At 67.3% G+C, this 26,654-nt stretch carries 23 protein-coding genes; 11 read left to right on the top strand and 12 right to left on the bottom strand.

What is annotated here, in order from left to right; genetic code table 11:
* The coding region (gene dprA / locus K1Y73_RS12330; protein WP_225028598.1) for a DNA-processing protein DprA at positions 1–867 on the top strand (867 nt) is incomplete at its 5' end.
* Between the two features lie 86 nt (positions 868–953).
* Positions 954–3,590, top strand: coding sequence for a type I DNA topoisomerase (gene topA / locus K1Y73_RS12325; RefSeq protein ID WP_225028597.1), 2,637 nt, complete (start codon positions 954–956; stop codon positions 3,588–3,590).
* A 48-nt stretch (positions 3,591–3,638) separates the two neighbouring features.
* Here the strand turns inward: topA and choV are convergent, their stop codons facing one another.
* The 3 genes from choV to choX all read right to left on the bottom strand — a co-directional run bounded on the left by choV (position 3,639) and on the right by choX (position 6,518).
* A complete protein-coding gene (gene choV, locus K1Y73_RS12320; protein ID WP_225028596.1) occupies positions 3,639–4,667 on the bottom strand; it encodes a choline ABC transporter ATP-binding protein in 1,029 nt (342 codons plus the stop codon).
* Positions 4,664–5,500 carry a choline ABC transporter permease subunit gene (gene choW / locus K1Y73_RS12315; protein WP_225028595.1) on the bottom strand — a complete coding sequence of 279 codons (837 nt, stop codon included), beginning with the start codon at positions 5,498–5,500 and terminating at the stop codon, positions 4,664–4,666. The genes choV and choW overlap by 4 nt, the downstream gene beginning before the upstream one ends.
* A 70-nt stretch (positions 5,501–5,570) precedes the next feature.
* A complete protein-coding gene (gene choX / locus K1Y73_RS12310; RefSeq protein ID WP_225028594.1) occupies positions 5,571–6,518 on the bottom strand; it encodes a choline ABC transporter substrate-binding protein in 948 nt (315 codons plus the stop codon).
* 86 nt (positions 6,519–6,604) lie between these two features.
* Here choX and betI point away from each other — a divergent pair, with 86 nt between their 5' ends.
* The 3 genes from betI to K1Y73_RS12295 all read left to right on the top strand — a co-directional run bounded on the left by betI (position 6,605) and on the right by K1Y73_RS12295 (position 9,260).
* Complete coding sequence (gene betI, locus K1Y73_RS12305; RefSeq protein ID WP_225028593.1) at positions 6,605–7,192, top strand: choline-binding transcriptional repressor BetI; 588 nt, start codon at positions 6,605–6,607, stop codon at positions 7,190–7,192.
* A 40-nt stretch (positions 7,193–7,232) separates the two neighbouring features.
* Positions 7,233–8,882, top strand: a complete 1,650-nt coding sequence (betA, locus tag K1Y73_RS12300) for a choline dehydrogenase (protein WP_225028592.1) — start codon at positions 7,233–7,235, stop codon at positions 8,880–8,882.
* A gap of 132 nt (positions 8,883–9,014) precedes the next feature.
* Positions 9,015–9,260 carry a YdcH family protein gene (locus K1Y73_RS12295; RefSeq protein WP_225028591.1) on the top strand — a complete coding sequence of 82 codons (246 nt, stop codon included), beginning with the start codon at positions 9,015–9,017 and terminating at the stop codon, positions 9,258–9,260.
* 70 nt (positions 9,261–9,330) lie between these two features.
* On the opposite strand, the gene K1Y73_RS12290 is transcribed toward K1Y73_RS12295, so the two are convergent.
* The 4 genes from K1Y73_RS12290 to K1Y73_RS12275 all read right to left on the bottom strand — a co-directional run bounded on the left by K1Y73_RS12290 (position 9,331) and on the right by K1Y73_RS12275 (position 13,814).
* Complete coding sequence (locus tag K1Y73_RS12290; RefSeq protein ID WP_225028590.1) at positions 9,331–10,728, bottom strand: helix-turn-helix domain-containing protein; 1,398 nt, start codon at positions 10,726–10,728, stop codon at positions 9,331–9,333.
* 105 nt (positions 10,729–10,833) lie between these two features.
* The gene (locus tag K1Y73_RS12285) at positions 10,834–12,048 is read right to left on the bottom strand and encodes a multidrug effflux MFS transporter (RefSeq protein ID WP_225028589.1); all 1,215 of its coding nucleotides are present in this window, start codon (positions 12,046–12,048) and stop codon (positions 10,834–10,836) included.
* An 83-nt stretch (positions 12,049–12,131) separates the two neighbouring features.
* Positions 12,132–12,485 (bottom strand): DMT family protein, encoded by a 354-nt coding sequence (locus tag K1Y73_RS12280; RefSeq protein ID WP_225028588.1) that lies wholly within the window; start codon positions 12,483–12,485, stop codon positions 12,132–12,134.
* Positions 12,486–12,695: 210 nt separating this feature from the next.
* Positions 12,696–13,814 carry a class II histone deacetylase gene (locus tag K1Y73_RS12275; protein WP_225028587.1) on the bottom strand — a complete coding sequence of 373 codons (1,119 nt, stop codon included), beginning with the start codon at positions 13,812–13,814 and terminating at the stop codon, positions 12,696–12,698.
* A 245-nt stretch (positions 13,815–14,059) separates the two neighbouring features.
* Here K1Y73_RS12275 and K1Y73_RS12270 point away from each other — a divergent pair, with 245 nt between their 5' ends.
* Positions 14,060–14,473: a DUF4177 domain-containing protein gene (locus K1Y73_RS12270; RefSeq protein ID WP_225028586.1), complete on the top strand. Its 414-nt coding sequence runs from the start codon at positions 14,060–14,062 to the stop codon at positions 14,471–14,473.
* Here K1Y73_RS12270 and K1Y73_RS12265 read toward each other — a convergent pair whose 3' ends face one another.
* From K1Y73_RS12265 to K1Y73_RS12255, 3 genes are all read right to left on the bottom strand, one after another.
* Positions 14,474–15,577, bottom strand: a complete 1,104-nt coding sequence (locus K1Y73_RS12265; protein WP_225028585.1) for a pyridoxal phosphate-dependent aminotransferase — start codon at positions 15,575–15,577, stop codon at positions 14,474–14,476. It lies immediately after the preceding gene.
* A gap of 45 nt (positions 15,578–15,622) precedes the next feature.
* A complete protein-coding gene (locus tag K1Y73_RS12260) occupies positions 15,623–15,952 on the bottom strand; it encodes a DnaJ family domain-containing protein (RefSeq protein WP_225028584.1) in 330 nt (109 codons plus the stop codon).
* A 116-nt stretch (positions 15,953–16,068) separates the two neighbouring features.
* A complete protein-coding gene (locus K1Y73_RS12255; protein WP_225028583.1) occupies positions 16,069–19,185 on the bottom strand; it encodes a valine--tRNA ligase in 3,117 nt (1,038 codons plus the stop codon).
* A 204-nt stretch (positions 19,186–19,389) separates the two neighbouring features.
* On the opposite strand from K1Y73_RS12255, the gene K1Y73_RS12250 reads away from it, so the two are divergent.
* Positions 19,390–19,962 carry a TetR/AcrR family transcriptional regulator gene (locus K1Y73_RS12250; protein WP_225028582.1) on the top strand — a complete coding sequence of 191 codons (573 nt, stop codon included), beginning with the start codon at positions 19,390–19,392 and terminating at the stop codon, positions 19,960–19,962.
* 8 nt (positions 19,963–19,970) lie between these two features.
* Here K1Y73_RS12250 and K1Y73_RS12245 read toward each other — a convergent pair whose 3' ends face one another.
* Positions 19,971–20,330, bottom strand: a complete 360-nt coding sequence (locus tag K1Y73_RS12245; RefSeq protein ID WP_225028581.1) for a DUF1428 domain-containing protein — start codon at positions 20,328–20,330, stop codon at positions 19,971–19,973.
* Positions 20,331–20,421: 91 nt separating this feature from the next.
* Positions 20,422–20,853, bottom strand: coding sequence for an Lrp/AsnC family transcriptional regulator (locus K1Y73_RS12240; protein WP_225028580.1), 432 nt, complete (start codon positions 20,851–20,853; stop codon positions 20,422–20,424).
* Between the two features lie 221 nt (positions 20,854–21,074).
* On the opposite strand from K1Y73_RS12240, the gene K1Y73_RS12235 reads away from it, so the two are divergent.
* The 4 genes from K1Y73_RS12235 (at position 21,075) to aguB (ending at position 26,634) form a co-directional block, all read left to right on the top strand.
* Positions 21,075–22,220, top strand: a complete 1,146-nt coding sequence (locus K1Y73_RS12235) for a type III PLP-dependent enzyme (RefSeq protein ID WP_225028579.1) — start codon at positions 21,075–21,077, stop codon at positions 22,218–22,220.
* Between the two features lie 93 nt (positions 22,221–22,313).
* On the top strand, positions 22,314–24,590 hold the full coding sequence (locus K1Y73_RS12230) for a xanthine dehydrogenase family protein molybdopterin-binding subunit (protein ID WP_225028578.1): 2,277 nt from the start codon (positions 22,314–22,316) through the stop codon (positions 24,588–24,590).
* Positions 24,580–25,650, top strand: coding sequence for a DUF2235 domain-containing protein (locus tag K1Y73_RS12225; protein WP_225028577.1), 1,071 nt, complete (start codon positions 24,580–24,582; stop codon positions 25,648–25,650). The genes K1Y73_RS12230 and K1Y73_RS12225 overlap by 11 nt, the downstream gene beginning before the upstream one ends.
* Before the next feature lie 87 nt (positions 25,651–25,737).
* On the top strand, positions 25,738–26,634 hold the full coding sequence (aguB, locus tag K1Y73_RS12220; protein WP_225028576.1) for an N-carbamoylputrescine amidase: 897 nt from the start codon (positions 25,738–25,740) through the stop codon (positions 26,632–26,634).
* Positions 26,635–26,654 lie beyond the last annotated feature (20 nt).

Raw genomic sequence — 26,654 nt, 5'->3', positions numbered from 1 at the left:
TTGCTGGCCGACCTGCCCGATGCGCCGCCGATCCTGTGGCTGCAGGGCGACCCCGGGTTGCTGGCGCGGCCGATGGTGGCGATCGTGGGCGCGCGCAATGCCTCGTCGCTGGGCGTGCGCATGGCGCGCCGCCTGGCCGACGGGCTGGGGCAGGCCGGCTTTGCCGTGGTCTCGGGCCTGGCCCGCGGCATCGATGCCGAGGCGCATATGGCCAGCCTGGCCACCGGCACGGTGGCGGTGCAGGCCGGTGGCGTCGACGTGATCTATCCCGAGGAAAACGCCGCGCTGGCCGAAGAGATTCGCCAGAAGGGCTGCCGGCTGTCGGAGCAGCCGCCGGGCCTTGCGCCGCAGACCCGGCATTTCCCGCTGCGCAACCGCATCATCGCGGGCCTGGCGCGCGCGGTCGTGGTGGTCGAGGCCGCGGCGCGCTCGGGCAGTCTGATCACCGCGCGGATGGCGCTGGATCAGGGGCGCGAGGTGCTGGCTGTGCCGGGCCACCCGTTCGATGCGCGCGCGGCGGGCTGCAACATGCTGCTGCGCGACGGCGCGCTTCTGGTGCGCGGCCCGGCCGATGTGCTTGAGGCGCTGGGTCAGCCCCAGCCCGCCCGCCCGGAAGAGACCGGCGAAATCCTTCCCGATCCGCCGCCGCCGGCCCGCCCCCCCGCGTCGCCCGTCTCGCCCGCCTTGGCCGAGGCGACGCGGCTGCATCGGCTGATCCTTGACCGGCTGGGCCCCAGCCCGCTGGCCGAAGACCAGTTGATCCGCGATCTTGCCCTGCCGCCCGCCACCCTTGCGCCCGAGATTCTGCAGCTGGAACTTGACGGCCGGATCTGCCGCAGCGCCGGGGGGCTTCTTGCCCGTCTCTGACCCCCGCCGCGGCGCTGCGGTTGACATTCCGTGGCCTTGCCCCACATGGTGCCCCGCCATTGTCAGGCTTTCGGGAACGGAAATTTATGCCAGTCGTCGTCGTAGAATCTCCGGCCAAGGCCAAGACGATCAACAAATATCTGGGCCCTGATTACACGGTTCTCGCCTCTTACGGCCATGTGCGCGACCTGCCGGCCAAGGACGGATCGGTCGATACCGACCATGATTTCGCCATGACCTGGGAGGTGGCGCCCGAGTCGAAGAAGCATGTCCGCGCGATTGCCGAGGCGCTGAAGACCGATGACAGCCTGATCCTGGCGACCGACCCCGACCGCGAGGGCGAGGCGATTTCCTGGCACCTGCAAGAGGCGCTGGCCAGCAGCCTGAAGAAGGGAAAGACCGTTGCCCGCGTGACCTTCAACGCCATCACCAAGGATGCGGTGACCAAGGCGATGAAAGAGCCGCGCCAGGTCGACCAATCCCTGGTCGAGGCCTATCTGGCGCGCCGCGCGCTGGATTATCTGGTGGGCTTCACCCTGTCGCCCGTCCTGTGGCGCAAGCTGCCCGGCGCCAAATCGGCGGGCCGGGTGCAATCGGTCTGCCTGCGGCTGATCGTTGAACGCGAGATGGAGATCGAGGCCTTCCGCGCCCAGGAATACTGGACGGTGAAGGCGGTGCTGGTCACTCCGCGCGGCCAGGAATTCGAGGCCGGGCTGACGGTTCTGGGCGGCAAGCGGCTGCAGAAATTCGACATTCCCACCGCCGAGGCGGCGGAACTGGCGGTCAAGGCCGTGACCGCGCGGCCCCTGACGGTCGAGGCGGTGGAATCCAAGCCCGCCAACCGCAACCCCTGGCCGCCCTTCATGACCTCGACCCTGCAGCAGGAAGCCAGCCGGAAATACGGCATGGGCGCCAAGCAGACGATGAATGCCGCGCAGCGCCTGTATGAGGCGGGCCATATCACCTATATGCGGACCGACGGCATCGACATGGCGCCCGAAGCGGTCACCGCCGCCCGGGCCGAGATCGAAAGCCGCTTCGGCAAGGCCTATGTTCCCGACGCGCCGCGGATCTACAAGAACAAGGCCAAGAATGCGCAGGAAGCGCATGAATGCATCCGCCCCACCGATATGGGTCTTTCCCCTGACAAGATCCGCGCCGAGGACGACCAGCGCCGTCTGTACGAGCTGATCTGGAAGCGCACCATCGCCAGCCAAATGGCGGCGGCGCGGATGGAACGCACCACGGTCGACATCTCCAGCCCCGATGGGCAGGTGGTCTTGCGCGCCAATGGCCAGGTGGTGCAGTTCGACGGGTTCCTGAAGGTCTATGACGAAAGCCGCGACGAGGATGCCGAGGATGAAGGCCGCCTGCCGCAGCTGATGCAGGGCGAAAAGGTGGAAAAGCGCGATGTCGCGCCGCTGCAGCATTTCACCCAGCCGCCGCCGCGCTATACCGAGGCCTCGCTGGTCAAGCGGATGGAGGAATTGGGGATCGGTCGGCCCTCGACCTATGCCTCGATCCTGACGACGATCGTTGATCGCGAATATGTGCGCAAGGACAAGAACCGGCTGATCCCGGAAGACAAGGGCCGGCTGGTCACCGCCTTCCTGTCGAACTTCTTCCACCGCTATGTGGAATATGATTTCACCGCCGATCTTGAGACGGAACTTGACGATGTCTCGGCCGGCAGCCGCGATTACAAGGAAGTCCTGGCGCGGTTCTGGCGCGATTTTTCGGCCGCGGTGGCCGAAACCGCCGATCTTCGGATCGGCGAGGTGCTTGACAAGATTGACGATTTCCTGGCGCCGCATCTGTATCCGCCGCGCGCCGATGGCAGCGATCCGCGCGCTTGCCCGACCTGCGGCTCGGGCCGGCTGCATCTGAAGACGGCGCGCTCGGGCGGGGCCTTCATCGGCTGCGGCAATTACCCGGAATGCCGCTATACACGGCCGATCGGCGGCGATGCCGAGGCGGCGTCGGTCGATGGCAAGGTGCTGGGCCAGGATGCCGATGGCCATGAGATTTCGCTGCGCAGCGGCCGTTTCGGCCCCTATGTCCAGCGCGGCGAGGCGACCGAAGACAAGCCGAAACCCGACCGGGCCAGCCTGCCCAAGGGCTGGACGGCCGAGAACTTGACACTGGAAAGGGCGCTGGAACTGCTGGCGCTGCCGCGGTTCGTCGGCACCCATCCCGAGGATGGCGAAAAGGTCGAGGCCGCGATCGGGCGCTTCGGGCCCTACGTCAAGCATGGCGCGGTCTATGCGAATCTGCCGGATGTGGAAGAGGTGTTCACCATCGGCATGAACCGCGCGATCGAGGTTCTGGCGCAGAAGGCGGCCCGGGGCGGGCGGGGCGGCCGTGTGGCGGCCGAGCCGCTGCGGGCGCTGGGCACGCATCCTGACGGGGGCGAGATCCAGGTCATGCCCGGCCGCTACGGTCCCTATGTGAAATGGGAAAAGGTCAACGCGACCCTGCCCAAGGAGCTGGCGCCCGAGACCGTGACGCTGGAAGAGGCGCTGGCGCTGATCGCGGAAAAGGCCGGCAAGTCGGGCAAGAAGCCGGCCAAGAAGGCCGCGGCGCCGAAAGCCGCGGCAAAGAAGGCGCCGGCCAAGAAGGCGGCCGCAAAAACGGCTGGGGACAAGACCGCTGCCGCCAAGAAGCCGGCGGCCAAGAAACCGGCGGCCAAAAAGCCGGCTGCAAAGGCCCCTGACGCAGAATAGGTCGCGATCCCGCACCGCCCCGGCGGAACAGGATCGCGTCTCTGCCGCTTAGCTGCGCGGATTCAGCAGCTTGCCCAGAACATTGCCGGCCCGGATCACCCCGGCCGGTCCACCGTCGCGGGTCACTTCCAGCACCTCGGCGCCGGCTTTCAGCTGCTCCATCACCACTTTGACCGGCGTTTCGGCGGCCACTTTGGCGGCCTCGGGCGCACGGCCCGGCGCCATCACGTCGCAGGCGGTCAGAACGCCCAGCGGGTTCATATGGGCCACGAAATCGGCCACATAATCCGACACGGGCGCCGCGATGATCTCGCGCGCGGTGCCGCATTGCACGATCCGCCCGCCCTCCATCAGCGCGATGCGGTTGCCAATCTTGAACGCCTCGTCCAGATCGTGGCTGACGAAGATGATCGTGCGCTTCAGCTTGGCCTGCAGGTCCAGAAGTTCGTCCTGCAGCTTGGCACGGATCAGCGGGTCCAGCGCCGAGAAGGGCTCGTCCATCAAAAGGATCGGCGCCTTGGTGACGAAGGCGCGGGCCAGGCCCACGCGCTGCTGCATGCCGCCCGACAATTCGCCCACCCGGCGATCGGCCCATTGCGACAGATGCACCAGTTCCAGCTGTTCATCCACCGCGGCGCGCCGCTCGGCCAAGTTGACACCGGCAAGTTCCAGCCCCAGCCCGACATTCTCGCGCACCGTCCGCCAGGGCAGCAGGCCGAATTGCTGAAACACCATGGCAACGCGGCTGGCGCGGATCTGGCGCAATTGCGCGGGCCCGGCATGGGTGACCGAGACCATCCGGTCGCCGTCATTCACCCGCACCTCGCCGCGCACCACCGGGTTCAGCGCATTGACGCCCCGCAGAAGCGTGGACTTGCCCGAGCCGGAAAGCCCCATCAGAACAAGGATTTCCCCGGTGGCAACCGTCAGCGAGCAATCATGTACCCCCAGAACCTGGCCGGTCTCGGCCTGGATCTCGGACCGGCTGAGCCCGCGATCCATCAGCGGCAGGGCGCGGTCGGGCGCATCGCCAAAGACGATCGACACCCGGTCGAATTCCACGGCGGGAAGCGTCATCTTTTCACCTCGCGGCGCAGCATGCGGTCCAGGATGATCGCCACGACGACGATCACGAAGCCGGATTCAAAGCCCTTGGCAGCGTCAACATTCGCCAGGGCCCGCATCACCGGATTGCCCAGGCCCTTGGCACCGACCATGGACGAGATCACCACCATCGACAGCGACAGCATGATCGTCTGGTTCAGCCCCGCCATGATCTGCGGCATGGCCCAGGGCAGTTCCACCTTCCACAGCTTCTGCTGCGGCGTGGCGCCAAAGGCGGTGATGGCCTCGGTCAGGGCCAGGGGGGTGGAGGAAATGCCCAGATGGGTCAGCCGGATCGGCGCGGGCAGGACGAAGATCACCGTGGCGATCAGCCCGGGCACCAGGCCGGTGCCGAAAAAGACGATGGCGGGGATCAGATAGACGAAGGTGGGCAGGGTCTGCATCAGGTCCAGAACCGGGCTGATCGCGGCGTAAAGCCGGGGCCGATGCGCCGCCGCGATGCCGATCGGCACGCCCAGGCCCATGCAGACCACGCAGGCCGCCAGGATCAGCGTCAGGCTTTCGGTGGTTTCCTTCCAGTAGCCCTGGTTGACGATGAACAGAAAGCCCAGGGCCACGCCCAGGCACAGTTTCCAGCTGCGCTGCAAGGCCCAGGTCAGGGCGACGAAGACTCCGATCACCAGCAGCGGCGGCGGGGCCTGCAACAGCCACAGAATGCCGCCGATCATGGCCTCAAGCCCGGCCGAGATGCCGTCGAACAGGAAGGTCAGATGCGCCTTCATCCAGTCGAAGACCGCCTTGGCCCAGGCCCCGATCGGTATCTTCCATGCCGTCACAAAATCCATGCACGCGCCCCGCCTTATGTCATGAAAAAGGCCCCGGGGCGCCGAAGCCCCGGGGCCCGAAGCCCTGCGCTTATTTCAGCGCCGCTTCCACCGCGGCCACGGCATCGCCGCCATCCTTGGTGGTGACACCGTCCAGCCAGGGCTTCCAGGCATCGGGATGCGCGGCAAGCCAGGTCTTGGCGGCAGCCGCGGGATCGGTGCCGTCATTCAGGATCGCGCCCATGATCTCGTTTTCCATGGGCAGCGAGAAGACCAGGTTCTGCAACAGTTTGCCGTTGTTCGGGCATTCGGTCACATAGCCGGCGCGGGTGTTGGTATAGACCGTGGCGCCGCCGAAATTCGGCCCGAAGTAATCGTCGCCGCCGGTCAGGTAGGTCATCTTGAAATTGGCGTTCATCGGGTGGGGTTCCCAGCCCAGGAACACGATGGGCTTGCCGGCGCCGTCATGTTTCTGCACCTCGGCCAGCATGCCCTGTTCGCTGGATTCGACCAGTTCCACCCCGGCCGCCTTCAGCCCGAAGGCATCGCCGTCGATCATGTCGAGGATCAGCTTGTTTCCGTCATTGCCGGCCTCGATCCCGTAGATTTCTTTGCCCAGCGCATCGGCATGCGGCGCGATATCGGCGAAATCCTTGATCCCGGCGGCGGCGCCGGCCTCGTTCGTGGCCAGGGTGTATTTGGCGCCTTCCAGATTGGCGCGGACGGAATCGACCGTCTTAGCCTCAAGATAGGGGCCGATATTCGATTCCATCGTCGGCATCCAGTTGCCCAGGAACACGTCGACATCGCCCGAGGCCATCGCCTCATAGGTCACCGGAACCGCCAGCATCTGGGTTTCCGTCTCATAGCCCAGCGCGTTCAGCACCAGGCTGGTCGCGGCGGTGGTGGCGGTGATGTCGGTCCAGCCCACATCCGAGAAGACGATCTTGTCGCAGCCTTCGGCCAGGGCGGCGCCGGTCAGCGCGAAGGACAGCGCCGTGCCCAGAAGGGCGGCGCGGCGGGTCAGGTGATGGGTCATGTGATACTCCCCGGTTTTTTGTTGATTGACGAGTCAATAAACTTCGTGCTTCACCGGAAAAGCAAGCAAAATGTTGAGTTCCCGATATGCCGAAGCTTGGAATGGAGCCTATCCGAAAGGAAGCGCTGGTCAAAGCCACGATCGTCGAGATCGGGCGTGTCGGCTCGCTTGATGTGACGGTCAGCCAGATCGCCAAGCGGGCCGGAATGTCGCCGGCGCTGGCGCATCACTATTTCGGCTCGAAGGAAGAGATGTTCCTGGCCGCGATGCGCCATGTGCTGACACTGTACGGCGCCGAGGTACGCGGCGCGCTGGCCGCGGCCGAGGGGCCCGAGGGGCGGCTGCGGGCGGTGTTGCGCGCCAGTTTCAGCCCCGGCAACTTCCGGCGCGAGGCGGTGGGGGCCTGGCTGAACTTCTGGGTTCTGGCGCAGTCGCAACCGCAGGCGCGGCGGCTTTTGGCGATCTATCAGGGGCGGCTCAGGTCGAACCTTCTGGCGGGACTGCGGCCGCTGGCCGGGCCGCGCGCCTCGGAAGTGGCCGAGGGGATGGGGGCGCTGATCGACGGGCTTTACCTGCGCGAAGTGCTGAAGACCGGGGCGCCCGATGGCAAGGCGGCGGTGCGCACGGCGCTGGATTATCTGGAGGCGGCGCTGGGGCGGCGGATCGGCGGCTGATGCGCGCGGCACATCTTCTCAAGCGACAGGCAGGGCAGACATGACTGCGGATTATGTGATCGTCGGCGCCGGATCGGCCGGCTGCGCCATGGCCTATCGGCTGGCCGAGGCCGGGCATCGGGTGGCGGTGATCGAGCATGGCGGCTCGGATGCGGGGCCCTTCATCCAGATGCCGGGCGCGCTGTCCTATCCGATGAACATGGGCATCTATGACTGGGGCCTGCAGACCGAGCCCGAGCCGCATCTGGGCGGCCGGATCCTGGCCACGCCGCGCGGCAAGGTGATCGGCGGGTCGTCCTCGATCAACGGGATGGTCTATGTCCGTGGTCATGCCAAGGATTACGACACCTGGGCCGCGATGGGCGCGGATGGCTGGTCCTATGCCGATGTTCTTCCGTATTTCAAGCGGATGGAACACAGCCATGGCGGGCAGGGGCCCGACTGGCGCGGCAGTGCAGGCCCGCTGCACATCACCCGCGGCCCGCGGCACAACCCGCTGTTCGACGCCTTCATCGAGGCGGGCCGGCAGGCCGGTTATCCGGTGACGGCGGATTACAATGGCGAACAGCAGGAAGGCTTCGGCCCGATGGAGGCCACGATCTGGCGCGGGCGGCGCTGGTCGGCGGCCAATGCCTATCTGAAGCCGGCGATGAAGACCGGCAATGTCCATGTGATCCGCGGCCTGGCGCGTAAAGTGGTGTTCGAAGGCCGCCGCGCCGTGGGCGTCGAGATCATGGCCCGCGACGGGCTGCGGGTGATCCGTGCCGCGCGCGAGGTGATCCTGGCGGCCTCGTCGCTGAATTCGCCGAAGCTGCTGATGCTGTCGGGGATCGGCCCGGCCCAGCATCTGCGCGACCATGGGATCGAGGTTCTGGCCGATCGCGCGGGCGTGGGGCAGAACCTGCAGGACCATCTGGAAATCTACATGCAGTTCTCGGCCCTGCAGCCGGTGACGCTGTACAAATACTGGAACCTGTTCGGCAAGGCCTGGGTTGGCGCGCAATGGCTGCTGACCGGGCGTGGCATCGGCGCCTCGAACCAGTTCGAGGCCTGCGCCTTCATCCGCTCGAAGCCGGGGATCGAATACCCCGACATCCAGTATCACTTCCTGCCGATTGCCGTGCGCTATGACGGCAAGGCCGCGGCAGGCGGGCACGGGTTCCAGGCCCATGTCGGGCCGATGCGGTCGAAATCGCGCGGCAGCGTCACCCTGCGCTCGGCCCGGCCCGAGGATGCGCCGGTGATCCGCTTCAACTACATGTCCCATCCCGAGGACTGGGACGATTTCCGCCGCTGCATCCGGCTGACCCGCGAGATCTTCGGGCAAGAGGCGTTCAAGCCCTTCGTGAAATCGGAAATCCAGCCCGGCGCCGCGGTTCAGACCGATGCGCAGCTGGACGATTTCCTGCGCGAGCATGTGGAAAGCGCCTATCACCCCTGCGGCACGGCGCGGATGGGGCGGGCAGGCGATCCGATGGCGGTGGTCGATCCCGAATGCCGGGTCATCGGGGTCGAGGGGTTGCGGCTGGCCGACAGCTCGGTCTTCCCGCAGGTGACGAATGGCAATCTGAACGGGCCCTCGATCATGGTGGGGGAAAAGGCGGCCGATCACATCCTGGGCCGCACGCCGCTGCCGGCCGCGAATCTGGAGCCCTGGATCAACCCCAACTGGCGGGTCGCGCAGCGCTAGGGGCGCGCGCCGGCCCGCCGCCGGCGGGTTCCGCCGCTTTCCTGTGCAGGATCTGCACCGCACTTGACCCTGATCAAAGTGTCGGGCAGGTCAGCCGTTAAGGTGAATCCGAAACGTTGGAAGGAGACGGACATGGCCAATACGCCGCACACCCTGCAGGAAGAATTCCCCGGGGAAGCCGAGCGCATCACCGCGCTGAAGACTTCGGATGCGCATTTCGCCAAGCTGCTGGCGGATTATGACGAGGTGAATGACAAGGTTCACCGCGCCGAAAGCCGCATCGACACGGTCTCGGAAGAGCATGAAGAGGCGCTGCGCCGTGAACGGTCGCGGGTGAAGGATGCCATCGCCGCCGCCCTGCGCGCCGCGACCGTCTGATCTGACCCGGATTTAACGAAGGGGCGGGCCTGCGGGCCCGCCCTTTTGCATTGCGGCTGTCGGCGCGGGCCTAATCGGCGATCTCGTAGGGCAGCAGGTCGCGCCGGTCCAGATTGACGCGCAGCCGCCGCTCCAGCGGCGGGACCGAACGCTGGTGGCAGTTCGGGCGCTCGCAGATCCGGCAGGAAATGCCGATCGGCTCGAACCTTCCCTTCAGGTCCAGCCCGTCGGCATAGACCGTATCGGCGGCATGCTGCACTTCGCAGCCCAGGCAGATCGCATAGCGCCGCACCGGCGCCAGAAAGGCCCCCGCGGGTTTCGACACTTCGCGCGCCAGGCATAGATAGCGCACGCCATCGGGCGTCTCGGCCAATTGGCGCAGGAACTGGCCCGGGGTTTCAAAGGCGCGATGCACGTTCCACAGGGGGCAGGCGCCGCCGAAGCGGGCGAATTGCAGCCGCGTGGCCGAGTGGCGCTTGGTGATCGTGCCGGCCTGATCGACCCGGACGAAGAAGAACGGAATCCCCTTGGCGCCGGGGCGTTGCAGGGTGGACAGCCGATGCGCCACCTGCTCGATCGACGCGCCGAACAGATCGGCCAGCCGTTCCAGATCGTGCCGCGTCTCGCGCGCGGCGTCCAGGAAGGCGCGATAGGGCAGAAGGGCGGCGCCGGCGAAGTAATTCGCCAGGCCGATCTTGGCGATGCCGCGCGCCTCGGGGGTGGAAAAGCGGGCCAGGTCCAGCGTCGCTTCCAGAAGGTCGTTCTGGGTGATCAGCGCCAGCTGGTGCAGCAGCTGAAACCGCCGCGTCGGCCCCTGGGCGCGGGCCGAGATCGCCAGCCGCCGGCTGGCCGGGTCATAGGCCCGCAGCGCCGGTTCCGCGGTGTAATGCAGGCTGATGCCCTGCCGCCGCAGCGCCTCTTCGGCAAACAGCGTCACATCCTTGCGCACCCCGCCCGGCGCCGCGAAATGCTCGGCCGCGCGGTCGACCGCATCGAGGTAATTGTCGCAATAATGGAAGAAATCGCGCACCTCCTCCCAGGGCGAGGGCTTCAGCCCCACATCCTCGCGCCCCAGCGCCTCGTCCAGCGAAGCCAGCCGTTCATGGCTTTGTCGATAGGCGCGGTGCAGATCCAGAAAGGCGCGCGCCAGCGCGGGCGCGTTCGACGCGGCCAGCCGCAGGTCGGCCAAAGGCGGCGCGCCCGAGGTGAAGACCGGGTCCGCCAACGCCTCGCGCATGTCGCTGACCAGCCGTTCGCTTTCGCCCACGGTCAATTCGGTCACATCCAGCCCGAATTCCTGCGCCAGGGCCAGCACCACCGCGGCCGAGACCGGGCGATGGTTGTTCTCCATCTGGTTCAGATAGGGCAGCGACACGCCCAGCTTGTCGGCAAATCCCTTCTGGGTCAGGCCCAGCCGGGCGCGGATCTCGCGCAGCTTGACCCCGGCATAGAGTTTCTGGCTGGCCATGGCGCGCCCCCCGTTTGCAAAGCGGTTATTGGCTTTGCAAACTGGCCGGTCAAGCGGATTTGCGCGCCTTGTGCCCGCCTGGGGCGGCGCGTCGCAGGGCGCAGCCTAGGTCGCGATGCCCAGCTGGCGCGCGCGGCGGAAGACATAGGCAATCGCCAGCATCGAGCCCACCGAGGAGGCCAGCATCAACAGCACCAGCGGCAATTCGGTCGAGCCCGGCCCCAGCAGGGCACCGGCCAGCGACGACAGCGCCGCCCCGCCGCCGATCATGATCGCCCCGCCCAGACCCGAGGCCGACCCCGCCAGCGACGGGCGCACCGACAGGATCCCGGCATTGGCATTGGGCATGGCGATGCCATTGCCAAAGCCCATGGCCAGCGAGAAGCCGAAGAACACCGCCGGGCCCGACAGTCCGGCCAGCGTCAGCAGCGTCTGCAGCGCCAGCCCCGCCGTGGTGATGCCGCAGCCCATCAGGATCATCCGGTTCATGCCCACGCGCACCGACCAGCGCCCGGCCACGAAATTGCCGCAGCCATAGCCCACGGCCGACAGGGCGAACAGCGCGCCCACCTCGCCCGGGGCCAGATGATAGATATGGTCGCCCACGAAGGGCGCGCCGCCCAGATAGGCGAAGAAACAGCCGGAATTGAACGCGGCACTCAGCGCATAGCCCCAGAAGCGCGGCGAGGTCAGCAGCTGCGGATATTCGCGGATCTGCGCCAGGATCGACCCGCCGCGCGGCGGCGAGGTTTCCCCCAGATCGGCCCAGACCAGCAGCGTGATCGCGCCGCCCATCAGCAGAAGCAGCGCGAAATTCGCCTGCCAGCCCGCCAGCTCGTCCAGCCAGCCGCCGATCACCGGGCCGATCATTGGCGCCAGGCTCATCCCCATGGTGACATAGCCGATCATCGAGGCGGCCTGCGCGTCCGAGGTGATGTCGCGCACGATGGCGCGCGACAGGACCATGCCCGAGGCGACCACGGCCTGCAGCATGCGGCAGATCAGGAAGGTCGTGGCATCGGGCGCCAGAAGCGTGCCCACCGTCGCCAGCAGAAAGACCGACAGCGACACCAGCAGCACCCGCCGGCGTCCGTAGCGGTCGGCCAGCGGGCCGATCACCACCTGCAGCGCGGCCGACAGGCCCAGATACAGCGGCACCGATTGCTGCATCGTCGCATAGGACACGCCGAACCACTCGGCCATGCCGGGCAGCGAGGGCAGGAAGATGCTCATCGCCAGGGCCGACAGGCCGGCGATCAGGATCAGCGTCGCCAGATGCGGCGGCGTCGATCGGTCAAGGAAGCGGCTGGGACGGGTCATCCCTCGGCGCTACGCGCTTGCGGCGGGCTTGTCCATGGTCTGGGGCGCGTGGCGGCTCTGGCAGGGCGGGGCAAGGCCGTCCGTCAGCTCCATTTGTGGAAGATGAACCAGGCGCCGGTGACGATGAAGCCAAAGCCGATCAGGTGATTCCAGCCCATCGGCTCTTTCAGATAATAGGTCGAAAACAGCGCGAAGACCGACAGGGTGATCACCTCTTGAATGGTCTTCAGCTGGGCGGCGTTGAACACGCCATAGCCGATGCGGTTTGCCGGAACCATCAGGCAATATTCAAAGAAGGCCACGCCCCAGCTGGTGAAGATCACGATCAGCAGGGGGGCGCTGCGATCCTTCAGATGCCCGTACCAGGCATAGGTCATGAACAGGTTTGACGCGATCAGCAGCGCGATCGTCACGACGGGGGCGGGAATGGCGGGCATTGGCTCTGGTCCGAGGAAAGGGCCGCTTCTGCCGCGCGGGTCCGCTTGGCGGCGGGGAAGGGGCCTAGGGTTGCGCGCCGATCCTGGGTCATGCTGAACTCTGCGCCGGGATCCGCGTCGGCGCAAATTGGCAGAAGCCGGGCAGGCGGGCAAGAGCGGCCAAGGCCGGCTTGCGCCGGTTCGGGCCGCGTTCTGGGGGGCAGGCTGCGCTTAGCCGGGCTGCGCACTGAAATGTGTGCGGGCCTGGGCGGCAAGGCGGGCGCGCTGGAAATCGGCGAAATCCTGGGCCGGCTGGTTCGCCTCGATCGTGGCCTGGAACGGATCGACCACGGCGCTGGTCTGGCCGCACAGCGCCTCGATCACCGCCAGGCCGCAGAAGGGCACCTGCACCTCGGAATAGCCGCCCTCATGCACCGCCAGCAGCCGCCCGCCGCACAGATCCTCGGCCGCCTGTTTCAACAGCCGCGTCATCGCGCGATAGGTGCCGGCATGGGCCTGCATCCGGGCCAGAGGGTCAAAGGCATTGGCATCCAGCCCGCAGGCGATCACGATGATCTCGGGCCGAAATTCCTGCAAGGCCGGCAGGACCAGCAGCTCGAACGCATCCAGATAGGCCCGATCCCCGCCGCCGGGCAGAAGCGGGATGTTCAGGTTGCAGCCCAGTCCCGCCCCCCGCCCGCGATCCGCCGCGGCGCCGGTGTTCACCGGATAGCAGCGCTCCTGATGCAGCGAGATCGTCAGCGTATCGGCGCGGTCGTAATAGATCGCCTCGGTGCCGTTGCCGTGATGCACATCCCAGTCGACCACCGCCGCGCGCAAAGGACCATGCTCTGCCCGCAGGGTTTCCAGCGCGATCGGGATATTGGCCAGAAGGCAGAAGCCCATGCCGAAATTCGGCAGGCAGTGATGGCCGGGCGGGCGGCACAGCGCATAGCCATTCTCGACCCGCCGCTGCCAGACATCGTCCAGCGCCGCCACCGCCAGGCCGGCCGACAGGGCCGCGATCTCGTAGCCGCCCTGCGAGAAGACCGCATCTTCGCCCAGATCGCCGCCGCCGGCATCGGACAGGCGCTGGAAGCGGTCCAGATAGGCGGGCGGGTGGATACGCTCCATCTGCGCCCTTGTGGCCGGGCGGGGTTTGGGATGCGACAGCTGCTCCCACAGGCCCGAGATCTCAACCAGATTGCGCAGCCGGCGCTTGGTTTCCGGGCTTTCGGCATAGCCGCCCGCGGCCAGGGGCTGCAGCCAGGGCTGAACCGGCAGATACAAAACCCGCTCGCCGCCCGAATGCCACATGCAGCGTTCGTCATGGTAGAAGGCGGTGGTCATCTTTGGCGCTCCGTCCTGGGGTAGTGGCTGCGTTTGCGGTTTTCCGCCGGTCCATGCTGCGCCGAAACCGGGCCCGGGGGGAAGAGGGCGGCGCCTGCCCCCACAGGTAGCGGGCGGCCCTGGCTTGGCCCGCAAGATCAGGTTGATGTGATCGCAGCGCTCTGGCCTTCGTGAAAATCCTTTGTCTATTTGCCCTTGCTGGGCGAATCCCGGTAAAGTCGGCGGCGCAGCGGCGGAGGTCCAGGATGCAGCGGTTCGAATTCAAGGTGATCCCGGCTCCGCGCCGGGGCGAGAAATCGCGCGGCGCCAAGACCACGGAAGAGCGGTTTGCCCTGGCGCTGACCAATCTGATGAACCGGCTGGGGGCCGAGGGCTGGGATTATGTCCGCGCCGATGTGCTGCCCTGCGATGAACGGTCGGGGCTGACCGGCACCAAAACCTCGTTCCAGAACATGCTGGTGTTCCGCCGGGCGTTGCCGGCCGCTGCCGCCGCGCCGCAGGCCGAGGCCGAGCCGAAGCCCGCGCTGCCGGTTCTGGTCGCCGATGCGGCCGAGCCCGCGCCGCAACCCTTGCCCGCCCTGCGTTTGGGCGCGGCCGAGCCGCCCTCCGGCCCGTCCAAACCCATTGGCCCGGCAAAGCCTGAACTCGCCGCCGAGTGATCAGCCGCCCGCGGCGCGCAGCGCCTGGGGCAGCACCTCTGCCACCACCGCCATCGCGGCTTCGGGCCCGGTCGAGATCCGCAGGCAGCGATCCAGCGGCGCCACGCCCGGCATGCGGATGAACAGCCCGCGCGCCTGGCACCCGGCCAGCACAAGCCGGGCGAAATCGCCGTCGCGGCCGCAATCCATGGTGACGAAATTCGTGGCCGACGCCAGCGGCTGCAACCCGTTGTCGCGCGCAATCGCCGCCAGCCGGTCGCGCGACTGCGCCACTTTCGCGCGGATGCCGGCCAGCCAGTCCTGATCGCGCAGCGCCGCCAGCGCGCCGATCTGGCTGGCCCGGGCCATGCCGAAATGATCGCGGATCTTGTCAAAGGCGCGGGCCAGATCGGGGTTGGTCAGCGCATAGCCGACCCGCGCCCCGGCCAGCCCATGGCCTTTCGAGAAGGTGCGCAGCCGGATCACCTGCGGATGATCGGGCGCGATCTGCGGGATCGCCTCGGCAGGCGCCAGATCGGCATAGGCCTCGTCCAGAACCAGCAGCGTCTCGGGCGGCAGGTTCGCCGCCAGATCCTCGATCACCGGGCCGGGGTGATGGCTGCCCATCGGATTGTCGGGATTGGCCAGGTACAGAAGCCGCGCCCCCGTGGTGCGGGCGGCGTCCAGCAGCGCCTGCGGGTCTTCGTGATCGCCGCGATAGGGCACCCGAGTCAACGCGCCCGCGCAGGCCGCGACATGGAAGGCGAAGGTCGGATAGGCGCCCAGCGAGGTGACGACCGGCGTGCCCGGATCCAGCGTCAGCCGGCACAACAGCCCCAGAAGCCCGTCGATCCCCGCGCCGATGGCGATATGCTCGGGGCTGCAGCCGTGATGCGCGGCCAGCGCCTGTTTCAGGTCGTGGTTTTCCGGGTCGCCATACATCCAGCTTTCGCCGGCCGCCGCCGCCATCGCCGCCACCGCGCGGGGCGAGGGGCCGAAGACCGATTCATTCGCCCCCAGCCGGGCGCGGAACGGCCGGCCCTGTCGGCGCTCCAGCGTTTCGGGCCCGGTGAAGGGCACGGTCGAGGGCAGAAGGGCGGCATGCGGGGTCAGAAAGCGGCTCATGCGCGGCAGTTATGCCGGGCGGCGCGCGGGGCGCAAGGGGGCGGCTTAGCGCAGGAACTTGCGCCGGCTTTCCTCGGCAATCGCCTGGCGCATTTCCAGCTGCGCCAATTCGGCCAGCGCGGCTTTGCGCGCGCCCTCGTCAGACAGCGTCGCCAGATGGGCGCGCTGGGCCGCGACCTGCTTTTTCAGGGTGATTTCCTCGGGCAGGACGCCGGCCTCGGCCATGATGCGGAACCCCACCGCATCGCCGGCGCTGATGAAGGCGTCGCCCGGGCGGTCAGGCAGGGGTTTCCCTTCGCCTTCAAGATGTTGCAAATCACCCCTCAGGCGCGCGGCCTGGATGCGGCGTTCGGCAAGACGCGAAAGCCAGGTCATGGAATGCCTCCTTTGCCGGGCCAGATTGCGCCTGCATCCCGCCACAGGCAAGGGCCGAAGAAGGGCAAAAAGGGGGCCCATGGCCCCCTTTTCCGGTCTGCACAGCTGGCAGCCGATCAGGCCAGCTCGGCCAGGCGCTGCAACGCGGCCTCGATCTTCGCGGCCTCGTCCTGGCGGGCTTCCAGATTGGCCTTCGCCTCGTCCACCACTTCTTCCGGGGCGGATTTGGCGAAATTCGGGTTCGACAGGCGGCCGTTCAGCCCGGCGATTTCCTTGCCCAGCTTGTCCAGCGCCTTTTGCAGCCGGCCCTTTTCCTCGGCAATGTCGATCAGCCCCTGCAGCGGAATGGCGAAACCCGCCCCGCCCGCGGTCACCGCGATCGACCCCTTCGGCGCCGCGCCCTCGCTGAACGTGTCGATCCGCGCCAGACGGCGGATCAGCGCCTCGTTGCGGGTGAAGGCCGCGCGGGCGGCCTCGGGCAGGTCGGTGGCGACAAGGTCGATCTTCAGCCCGACCGGCACATGCACCTGCGCCCGGGCCGAGCGGATCTCGTCGATCAGCGCGGTCACAAAGCCCATTTCCGCCGCGGCCTCGGCGTCGATCAGGCTTTCCGGCAGCTCGGGCCAATCGGTATGGACCAGCAGCTTCTCGCGCGAGCCGGTGGTGGCCCAAAGCTCTTCGGTGACGAAAGGCATGAAGGGATGCAGCAGGATCATCGAGCGGTCCAGCACCCAGGCCATGGTGGCCCGCGTCTCGGCCGCGTCTTCGCCGTCGAACAGGGGCTTGGCGAATTCGACATACCAGTCGCAGACCTTGCCCCAGACGAATTTGTACAGCGCATCCGCCGCCTGATCGAAGCGGAATTCGCCCAGCGCCGCGTTCACTTCGGCCAGTGCGCGCGCGGTTTCGCCGATGATCCAGCGGTTCGCCGTGGCCTTGGCCGGCGGCGGGGCAGATTGCGTGGCATGGCCCTCCCAGACGCCGTTCATCTCGGCAAAGCGGCAGGCATTCCACAGCTTGGTGCCGAAATTGCGATAGCCGGCGATCCGGTCTTTCGACAGTTTCAGATCGCGCCCCATCGCGGCCATGGCGGCCAGGGTGAAACGCACCGCATCGGCGCCGTATTCGTCGATCAGATCCAGCGGATCCAGCACATTACCCAGCGATTTCGACATCTTCTTGCCCTTCTCGTCGCGGACGAGGGCATGAACATAGACGGTCTCGAAAGGCACTTTGCCGACCACGGCCAGCTGCATCATCATCATGCGCGCCACCCAGAAGAACAGGATGTCGAAGCCGGTGACAAGCACGCTGGTCGGGAAATAGCGCTGCAATTCCGGGGTGTTCTCGGGCCAGCCCAGCGTGCCGATCGGCCAAAGGCCCGACGAGAACCAGGTGTCCAGCACGTCGGGGTCGCGCCAGACCGGATAGACCAGCTGGGTTGCGTCCTGGCTGATCTCATACTGCGCCAGCGCCGCGGCCAGGGTTTCCACCGCCTGCGCGCGGTCGGCGACCTCGACCACGCGGGCATGGTTCAAGGGATGCGGCAAGGGGGCCAGGTCATCACGGAACAGCGGCGCCACGCCGTCGAAGCCGGCGGCGCAGCGGTTCAGCGTGGGCCGGTCGGCCGGGCCGCCATCGCCCAGAACGCGCAGCATTTTCACCGGATCCAGCGCCTCGTCGCCCTCGTCATCGCGGAAGCCGGGGGCGGACAGGTCGAAGCCGTACCAGACCGGGATCTGATGGCCCCACCACAGCTGGCGCGAGATGCACCAGGGCTCGATATTGTCGAGCCAGTGGAAATAGGTCTTGGTATCGCGCTCGGGCAGGATCTGGGTCGCGCCGGTCTTGACAGCGTCAAGCGCGGGCTGAACGATCTTGTCAGTGTCAACAAACCATTGATCGGTCAGCATCGGCTCGATCACCACTTTCGAGCGGTCGCCGAAGGGCTGCATGATCTTCTTGTCTTCAACGTAGGGCACCAGTTCCAGATGCTCGGAGCCGGTTTCCTTGTCGATCGACTTCACCAGCTTGGTGACGGCCAGATGTTCGGCATTGATCGCCGCGACCACGGCCTTGCGCGCCTCGTAGCGGTCAAGCCCACGCAGTTCCGGCGGCACAAGGTTGATCTGATCGGCCTCGGCCTCGGTCAGGCTGCGCTCGCCCCGGGCCACGGCCCCGGCAATCGCGGCGCTTTCCGCGTAGGGCAGCCCATCATCGCGCATCCGCGCCTTCTGATCCATCAGCCGGTACAGCGGAATGCCGTTGCGCTGCGCCACGCCATAATCGTTGAAATCATGCGCGCCGGTGATCTTCACCGCGCCCGAGCCGAAATTCGGATCGGGATAGTCGTCGGTGATGATCGGGATCAGCCGGCGGTGTTCGCTGGGCCCAACCGGAATTTCGCAAAGTTTTCCGACGATTGGCGCGTAACGTTCATCCGACGGATGCACCGCCACCGCGCCGTCGCCCAGCATGGTTTCCGGCCGGGTCGTGGCGATCGAGATGTAATCGCGGGTCTCGCGGAAGGTGACGTTCCCGGCTTCGTCCTTCTCGATATACTCATAGGTCTGCCCACCGGCGAGCGGGTATTTGAAATGCCACATATGGCCCGCGACTTCGGTCTGTTCGACTTCCAGATCCGAGATCGCGGTCTCGAAATGCGGGTCCCAGTTCACCAGCCGCTTGCCGCGATAGATCAGGCCCTTGTGATACATGTCCACGAAGACCTTGATCACCGCATCGTGGAAATTGCCCTCTTCGCCCGCAGGCGCGCCGGGGGCGCCCGACATGGTAAAGGCCTCGCGGTCCCAGTCGCAGGTGGCGCCCAGCCGCTGCAGCTGGCCGATGATCGTGCCGCGGGATTTCTGCTTCTGCTCCCAGACCAGCGCGGTGAATTTGGCGCGGCTGAAATCGGTGCGGCGGCGGTTGGTCTTGGCCAGCTCGCGCTCGACCACCATCTGCGTCGCGATGCCGGCATGGTCGGTGCCGGGCTGCCACAGCGTGTCATGGCCCTGCATCCGGTGCCAGCGCGTCAGGATATCCTGCAGCGTGTTGTTGAAGGCATGGCCCATATGCAGGCTGCCGGTCACGTTGGGCGGCGGGATGACGATGGAGAAACTGGGCGCGCCGGGCTTTGCATTGGCGCCCGCGGCGCCCACCTTGCGGTCAAGCCAGAGCTTCGAGATCCGGGCCTCGGCCTCGGCGGCGTTGAAGGTCTTTTCCATCGGCATGGGCACCATCCTTTGCGGTCGGATCGGGCATAGCGAATACGCGGCGCAAGGCCAAGGGGGCGGGCGGAAAAGCCGCGGAATCGGGCCGGGCGCCGGGCGGTCGGGCAGGGGGCCGCCCTGCTGTCAAGAAAGAAGTTGACGGCGCAAAGATGGCTGGGGCAGGCTGATCGCAGGGACTGCCTGCATCAGGTCGGAGGCGCAGCGATGACGGAGAAGCCCTACCATCACGGCAATCTGCGCGCAGCACTTCTGGGTGCGGCCGAAGCGGAACTGGCCGAGGCCGGGGTCGAGGGGTTTTCCCTGCGCTCGGTGGCGCGAAGGGCCGGCGTCAGCCATGCCGCGCCCAAGCATCATTTCGGCGATACGACCGGGCTGCTGACCGCGCTTGCGGCCGAGGGGTTTCAGGCCTTCGTCGCCGCGCAGACCGCGCGGGAAGAGGCGGCGGGGGCGCATCCGTCGGAACGGCTTCTGGCCTCGGGCCTGGGATATGTCGATTTCGCCTGCGCAAGGCCGGCGCTGTTCCGGCTGATCTTCACCTCGCGCCGGATCGACGAAAGCTCGGACACACTGGTCGAGGCGGGCAGTGCGGCCTATCTGCATCTGGCCGGCGGCGTGGCGGCGGCCGGCGGGCGCGAAGGCGACATTGCCGCCTTCTGGGCCATGGCGCATGGGCTGGCCGATCTGATGATGTCGGGCCGGCTGGCGCAATTCGCCGATCTGCCCCCTGACGAACGCGACGCGGCGCTGGTCGCGATCCTGCGCCGCGCGCTGCCCTGAACGGGCGGTCAGCCCAAGGCCTGGCCCAGGGCCAGGATCGGGACAAAACCGCCAAAGACCATGCGCTTGCCGTCGAAAGGCATCTCGGGCATTTCCATGCCGTCCTGCATCATCGCGGCAAAGGCCTTGTCGCGCGTCTCGCGGTCGGGCCAGGTCATCCAGGCGAAGACCACCGTCTCGCCGTCTTCCAGCGCCACGGCGCGGCGGAAATCGGTCCGCTCGCCGGGCGGCACATCATCGCCCCAGCAGATCGCCAGCCCGGTCGCGCCGCGATCGCGGAAGAAGGGCCACCATTTCTCTTCATGCGCGCGATAGTCTTCCTTGCGGGCATCGGGCACGGGAATCAGAAAACCGTCGACATAGGCCATGGAAACCTCCCTGTGGTGCGGAAGGTCTGAAGGTGGGGCCTGCGGGGCCGCGGGAAAAGCCGGGCCGGGGAAATCCGCCTACACCGCCCGCCTACACCGCCCGGTCGATCTTGGTCGACAGATGGATCAGGCTTTCCGAAGATTTCACCCCGGTCATCGCGCCGATCTGGTCCAGCACCTGATCCAGCACCTGGGTATTCGGGCAGGCGATCTGCAGCAGCAGGTCGAAGCGGCCCGAGGTGGTGAAGCAGCGCTCGATCTCGGCCACCGATTTCAGCCGGGTCAGGATCGCCGCCTGCGCGCGGGGCTCGATCGACAGCAGAACGCTGGCGCGCAGCCGCCCCTCGCGCGCGCCTTCGCCCAGTTTCAGCGTGTAGCCGGCGATCACGCCATTGGTTTCAAGCCGCTCCAACCGGGCCTGGATGGTCGAGCGCGCGACCTTCAGCCGCCGTGCCAGCGTTGCAACCGACATCCGGGCATCGGCCCCCAACAGGCCGATAATGCTGCGATCCAGTTCATCCATGGGTGCGCCTTGCAGTTTGATCGGTGTTTTCGTCATTATGACGACATTTCGCGGCATATATATAGTTTTAATCGGTGAAGATGTCACACATATCGCGCATCCTACCTGCAGGAAAAGGGCGGCTCATACGCACCTGGCCTGGTTCACTTGAAACCACGCTGGTGCCCGGCCCGTTGTCAGGGGAAGGGCGAAGCGTCTTGTTGGCTGAAAGGACTGCGCCGATGGGACTCTCCAAAACGATCTGGACCAATCCGACCGAATACCTGCGCACGCAAGCACCTGAAAATCCGGTGCTTTTCTTTGCGCCTTCGGCGGTTCAGGCCTCGGCGCGCCGCTTCATCGACGGGTTCCCGGGCATGGTGACCTATGCGGTCAAGTCCAATCCCGGCGAGGAAATGATCGAGAACCTGGCCGCGGCCGGCATCCGCGGCTATGACTGCGCCTCGCCCTTCGAGATCGACCTGATCCGCCGGCTCGCCCCCGACGCGGCGATCCACTACAACAACCCCGTCCGCGCGCGCTTTGAAATCGAGCATGCGGTGGCCCGGGGGGTGAAAAGCTACAGCGTCGATTCGCGCAGCGAATTGGTCAAGCTGATCGAGCTGGTCCCGGCCGAGGGCACCGAAATCTCGGTGCGCTTCAAGCTGCCGGTCGCGGGCGCGGCCTATAATTTCGGCGCCAAGTTCGGCGCGACGGTCGAGCTGGCGGTGGAACTGCTGCAAGAGGTGGCGCAGGCGGGCTTCATCCCCTCGCTGACCTTCCACCCCGGCACGCAATGCACCGATCCCCACGCCTGGGAGGCCTATATCCGCGAAGCCGCGCAGATCACCGCGGCGGCGGGCGTGACCATCGCGCGGCTGAACGTGGGCGGCGGCTTCCCGAACCACCGGCTGCAGGCCGTGGTTCCCGCGCTGGAAGAAACCTTTGCCCTGATCGACCGCGTCGCGACCGAGGCTTTCGGCGACAACCGCCCGCTGCTGGTCTGCGAGCCGGGCCGGGCGATGTGCGGCGATGCCTTCACGCTGGCCGCCCGCGTCAAGGCGGTGCGGGACGAGACGCATGTCTTCCTGAATGACGGCGTCTATGGCACGCTTACCGAGCTGCCGCTGATCGGGGTGATCGACCGTTTCACCGTGCTGGCCCCCGATGGCACGCCGCGCGACGGCAAGCATGAGAACCGCATCGTCTTTGGCCCGACCTGCGATTCGGTCGACCGGCTGCCGGGCGAATTGCCGCTGCCTTCGGATATCGCCGAGGGCGATTACATCATCTGGCACGGCATGGGGTCCTATTCGGTGGTCACCAACAGCCGCTTCAACGGCTTTGGCGACCTGCAGATGGCAACGGTGCTGAGCCTGAAGGTCTGACCTCTCGCTTTCGCGTGACATCGAACGCCCCCGGCTGGACAAACCCGGCCGGGGGCGTAACCATTTCCGGGGTTTGGCGGAAAGGGATGCGCGATGGCGGCAGAGCTGAAATTCGGACAGGCCCAGCCGCTGCGGCGGCGCGAGGATGTCCGCTTCCTGACCGGCACGGGCCGCTATGTGCAGGATCTGATCCCCGCCGGCGCGGCGGTGGCGCAGTTCCTGCGCTCGGACCGGGCGCATGGCGCGATCCGGCGGATCGACACGGCGGCGGCGCGGGCGATGCCCGGCGTCCTGGCGGTGCTGACCGCCGATGACCTGCAGGCGGCCGGCGTGGCGCTGGACATGTGGGGCATGGTTCTGCCCGGCGGGGCCGCGCCGCTGCGCCCGATCCTGGCCACGACCCATGTCCGCCATGTCGGCGAGGCCTTGGCCTGCGTGATCGCCGAAACCCGCGAGGCGGCGCAGGACGCGGCCGAGGCGATCGAGGTCGAGATCGACGATCTGCCCTGTGCGCTGGCGCTGGCCGAAGGCGGGCCGCAGATCCACGCGCAGGCCCCCGACAATCGCGCCTTCCTGTGGCAGGGCGGCGACGGGCCGGGCACCGAGGCGGCGCTGGCGGCCAGCGCCCGCGTGGTCGAGATGGAAATCCTGCACAACCGTGTGACCGCCGCGCCGATGGAGCCGCGGGCGGCCTTCGCCGAATGGGACGGCGCGCGGCTGCATCTGTGCGTGAACGGGCAGGGGGTCTGGTTCCAGAAATCCGAACTCGCGCGCCATCTGGGTCTGGCCGCAGATGCGGTCCGGGTGACCACCCCCGATGTCGGCGGCGGCTTCGGCATGAAGGCGATGTGCTACCCCGAATATCCGGTGATTGCGCAGGCCGCCCGGATGCTGGGGCGGGCGGTCGCCTGGGTCTCGACCCGGACCGAGGCGATGCTGTCCGACAATGCCGGCCGCGATCTGGTGGCGCGGGCACGGATGGGCTTTGACGCGGCGGGCCGGATCACCGGCTACAGCGTTAACCTGATCTGCAACCTTGGCGCCTATAACTCGCAATTCGGGCAAGAGGTGCAGTCCGAATTGTTCTTCAAGGTGCTGAGCGGTGTCTATGACCTTCCCAAGGCGCATCTGGCCGCAACCGGGGTCTATACCAACACCGCGCCCGTCGATGCCTATCGCGGCGCCGGTCGGCCCGAGGCGATCATGACGATCGAGCGGGTGATCGACGAAGCCGCGCGCCAATTGGGGATGGATCCTTTCGCCCTGCGCGCCCTGAACCATGTCACCCGCTTTCCGCATGTGAACGAGGCCGGCGAAGAGGTGGATGTCGGCGATTTCGCAGCCGTTCTGGCGGCGGCCCAGGCCAAGGCCGATCTGCCGGGCCTGGCCGCCCGCCGCGCCGCCAGCGAAGCCCGCGGGCTGATCCGCGGCCTGGGCACCTGCCAATATATTGAAGCCATCCTGGGCGCCCCGCAGGAAACCGCGCGGATCACGCTGGACGCGGATGGCGGCGCCACGATCTATGTCGGCACCCAGACCAATGGCCAGGGCCACGAATCGGTCTATTCCCGCATGGTCGCCGTGGCGACCGGCCTGCCGCAGGACAAGGTGCGCGTGGTCGAAGGCGACAGCGACCGCATCGCCAAGGGCGGCGGCACCGGCGGCTCGCGCTCGGTCACCGTGCAGGGCACCGCGGCGCGCGAGACCCTGGGCCAGATGGTGCAGGGCTTCCAGACCTTCCTTGCCAAGGAATGGGGCGCCGAGACGGTCGAGTATAGCGAAGGCGAATTCGCGGCCCCCGGCACCAACCGCAAGGCGGGCTTTGCCGAAGCCGCCGATCTGGCCCGCGCCCGCGACCGCGCCGATCTGCTGGACCGCTCGGCCACCATCACCCTGCAGGGCCGGTCCTTCCCCAATGGCGTCCATGTGGCCGAGGTCGAGATCGACCCCGAAACCGGCGCCCTCACGCTGGACCGCTATACGGTGGTCGACGATTTCGGCACGCTGATCGCGCCCAATCTGGTGGAAGGCCAGGTGCAGGGCGGCTTGGCGCAGGGCTTCGGCCAGGCGGTGACCGAGGATTTCCGCTATGATGCCGAAGGCCAGGTCCTGACCGGCAGTTTCATGGATTACGGCATGCCGCGGGCCGATCAGGTGCCGGGCATCGCCTTCTCCACCCTGCCCACCTACACAAGCACCAATCCTTTGGGCATGAAAGGCTGTGGCGAGGCGGGAACCGTCGGCGCCCTTGCGGCGATATCCAATGCGGTGCGCGATGCGCTGGCGCCCTTGGGTGTGGACCGGGTCGACATGCCCTTCACGCCCCTGCGGCTGTGGCAGATGATCGAAGGGGCGAGGGGTGCTGCTTGACCGGATCAGAAGCTGGTTCCGCCGCCGCCCGGTTGCCGAGACCGAGCCGGCGGCGCCGCCCGAACGGGGCCGCAGCCGCGGCCGCGTCGATCATGTGATCATCCTGGACGGCACCATGTCCTCGCTTGAGCCGGGGCAGGAATCGAATGCCGGCCTGACCTACCGGCTTCTGGCCGAGGCCGGGCCCAGCGTGCATCGGACGCTTTACTATGAGCCGGGGCTGCAATGGCGCGGCTGGCGGCGCGGGCTCGACATCGTGCGCGGCCGCGGCATCGGCGGAATGATCCGCCGCGCCTATGGCCATCTGGCCAGCCATTACCGCGCGGGCGACCGGATCTTCCTGCTGGGCTATTCCCGCGGCGCCTTCGCGGTGCGCAGCCTGGCCGGCGTGATCGACCGGGTGGGGCTGCTGCGCCAGGATGCCGCGATCGAGCGCAATGTCCATCTGGCCTGGCGGCATTACCGCGGCGATCCGGGCAGTGCCGCCGCCCAGGCCTTTGCCGCCGCCCATTGCCATGCCGAGGCGCCGATCGAGATGCTGGGGGTCTGGGACACGGTCAAGGCGCTGGGCATCCGGCTGCCGCTTCTGTGGATGTTCGCCGAACGCGACAGCGCCTTCCACAACCGCCAGCTTGGCCGCCATGTCCGCCATGGCTTTCAGGCGCTGGCGCTGGACGAGACCCGGGTGGTCTTCTCGCCCGTCCTGTGGTCCTGCCCGCCCGGCTGGGAGGGCAATGTCGAGCAGGTCTGGTTCCGCGGCGCGCATGGCGATATCGGCGGCCAGCTGGGCGATTTCGAAGCGGCGCGGCCGCTGGCCAACATTCCGCTGACCTGGATGCTGGGCCGGGCCGAGGCCTGCGGCCTGGCTTTGCCCGAGGGCTGGCGCGCCCGCTTTCCCTGCGATGCCACCGCGCCGATGGTCGGCACCTGGCGCAGCTGGGGCAAATGGTTCCTCTACCGCCGCCGCCGTAGGGTCGGGCGCGACCGCTCGGAACGACTGCATGAAACCGTGCCGCCGCGCACCCGCAACCGCCTGCCGGCGGCCCTGCCCGCGGAATAGCTTTCCCCCGCCGCGCGCGGCCCCTAGTCTGGCGCCGGCCGGGCGGGCAGACTGCCACCGCATCGCCCCTTGCAACCATGGTCAGACATGCGCCAGATCACCCTTTCCGCCACGCAATTCGCCTGTTCCTGGGATCTTCCCGCCAATGCCGATACCGCCGAGCGGGTGATCCGCGCCGCCGCCGCGCAGGGCGCGCAGGTCATCCTGGTGCAGGAACTGTTCGAGGCACCCTATTTCTGCAGCGAAGAGCGGCCCGAGTATTTCGCGCTGGCCCGCCCGGCCGAGGGCCATCCGCTGATCGCCCGCTTTCAGGCCCTGGCGCGCGAGTTGGGCGTGGTGCTGCCCTGTTCCTTCTTCGAACGCGCCGGCCAGGCGCATTTCAACAGCCTGGCGATGATTGATGCCGATGGGCGGATGCTGGGGATCTATCGCAAAAGCCATATCCCGCAGGGGCCGGGCTATCAGGAGAAATACTATTTCTCGCCAGGCGATACTGGTTTCCGGGTCTGGGACACGGCCTTTGGCCGGATCGGCGCCGCGATCTGCTGGGATCAGTGGTTTCCCGAAGCCGCCCGGGCGATGGCGCTGATGGGGGCCGAGATGCTTTTGTATCCGACCGCGATCGGATCGGAACCCGCCGCGCCGGGCTATGACAGCCAGAAGCATTGGGAAATGGCGATGCGCGGCCATGCGGCGGCCAATATCCTGCCGGTCGTCGCCTCGAACCGGATCGGCACCGAACGCGCGCCGGGCGGAACCGAGGTGACCTTCTACGGCTCCAGCTTCATCGCCGATCCCAGCGGGCAAGTGCTGACCCAGGCCGGGCGCAGCGACGAAGCGGTGCTGACCGCGACCGTCGATCTGGACCAGATCGCCGCGCTGCGCGCCGGCTGGGGCCTGTTCCGCGACCGGCGGGTGGATCTGTACGGAACGCTTGCCCATCTCGACGGCAGCGATTTTTCGTCGAAAAATCGCGGCGCCTAGCGCCGCTGCCGGGAAAAATC

The sequence above is a fragment of the Xinfangfangia pollutisoli genome (assembly GCF_020179405.1).
GTDB lineage: Bacteria > Pseudomonadota > Alphaproteobacteria > Rhodobacterales > Rhodobacteraceae > Pseudogemmobacter > Pseudogemmobacter pollutisoli.
The sequence above is the reverse complement of the archived record's forward strand: the minus strand, read 5'-3'. Positions and strand labels throughout refer to the sequence as shown.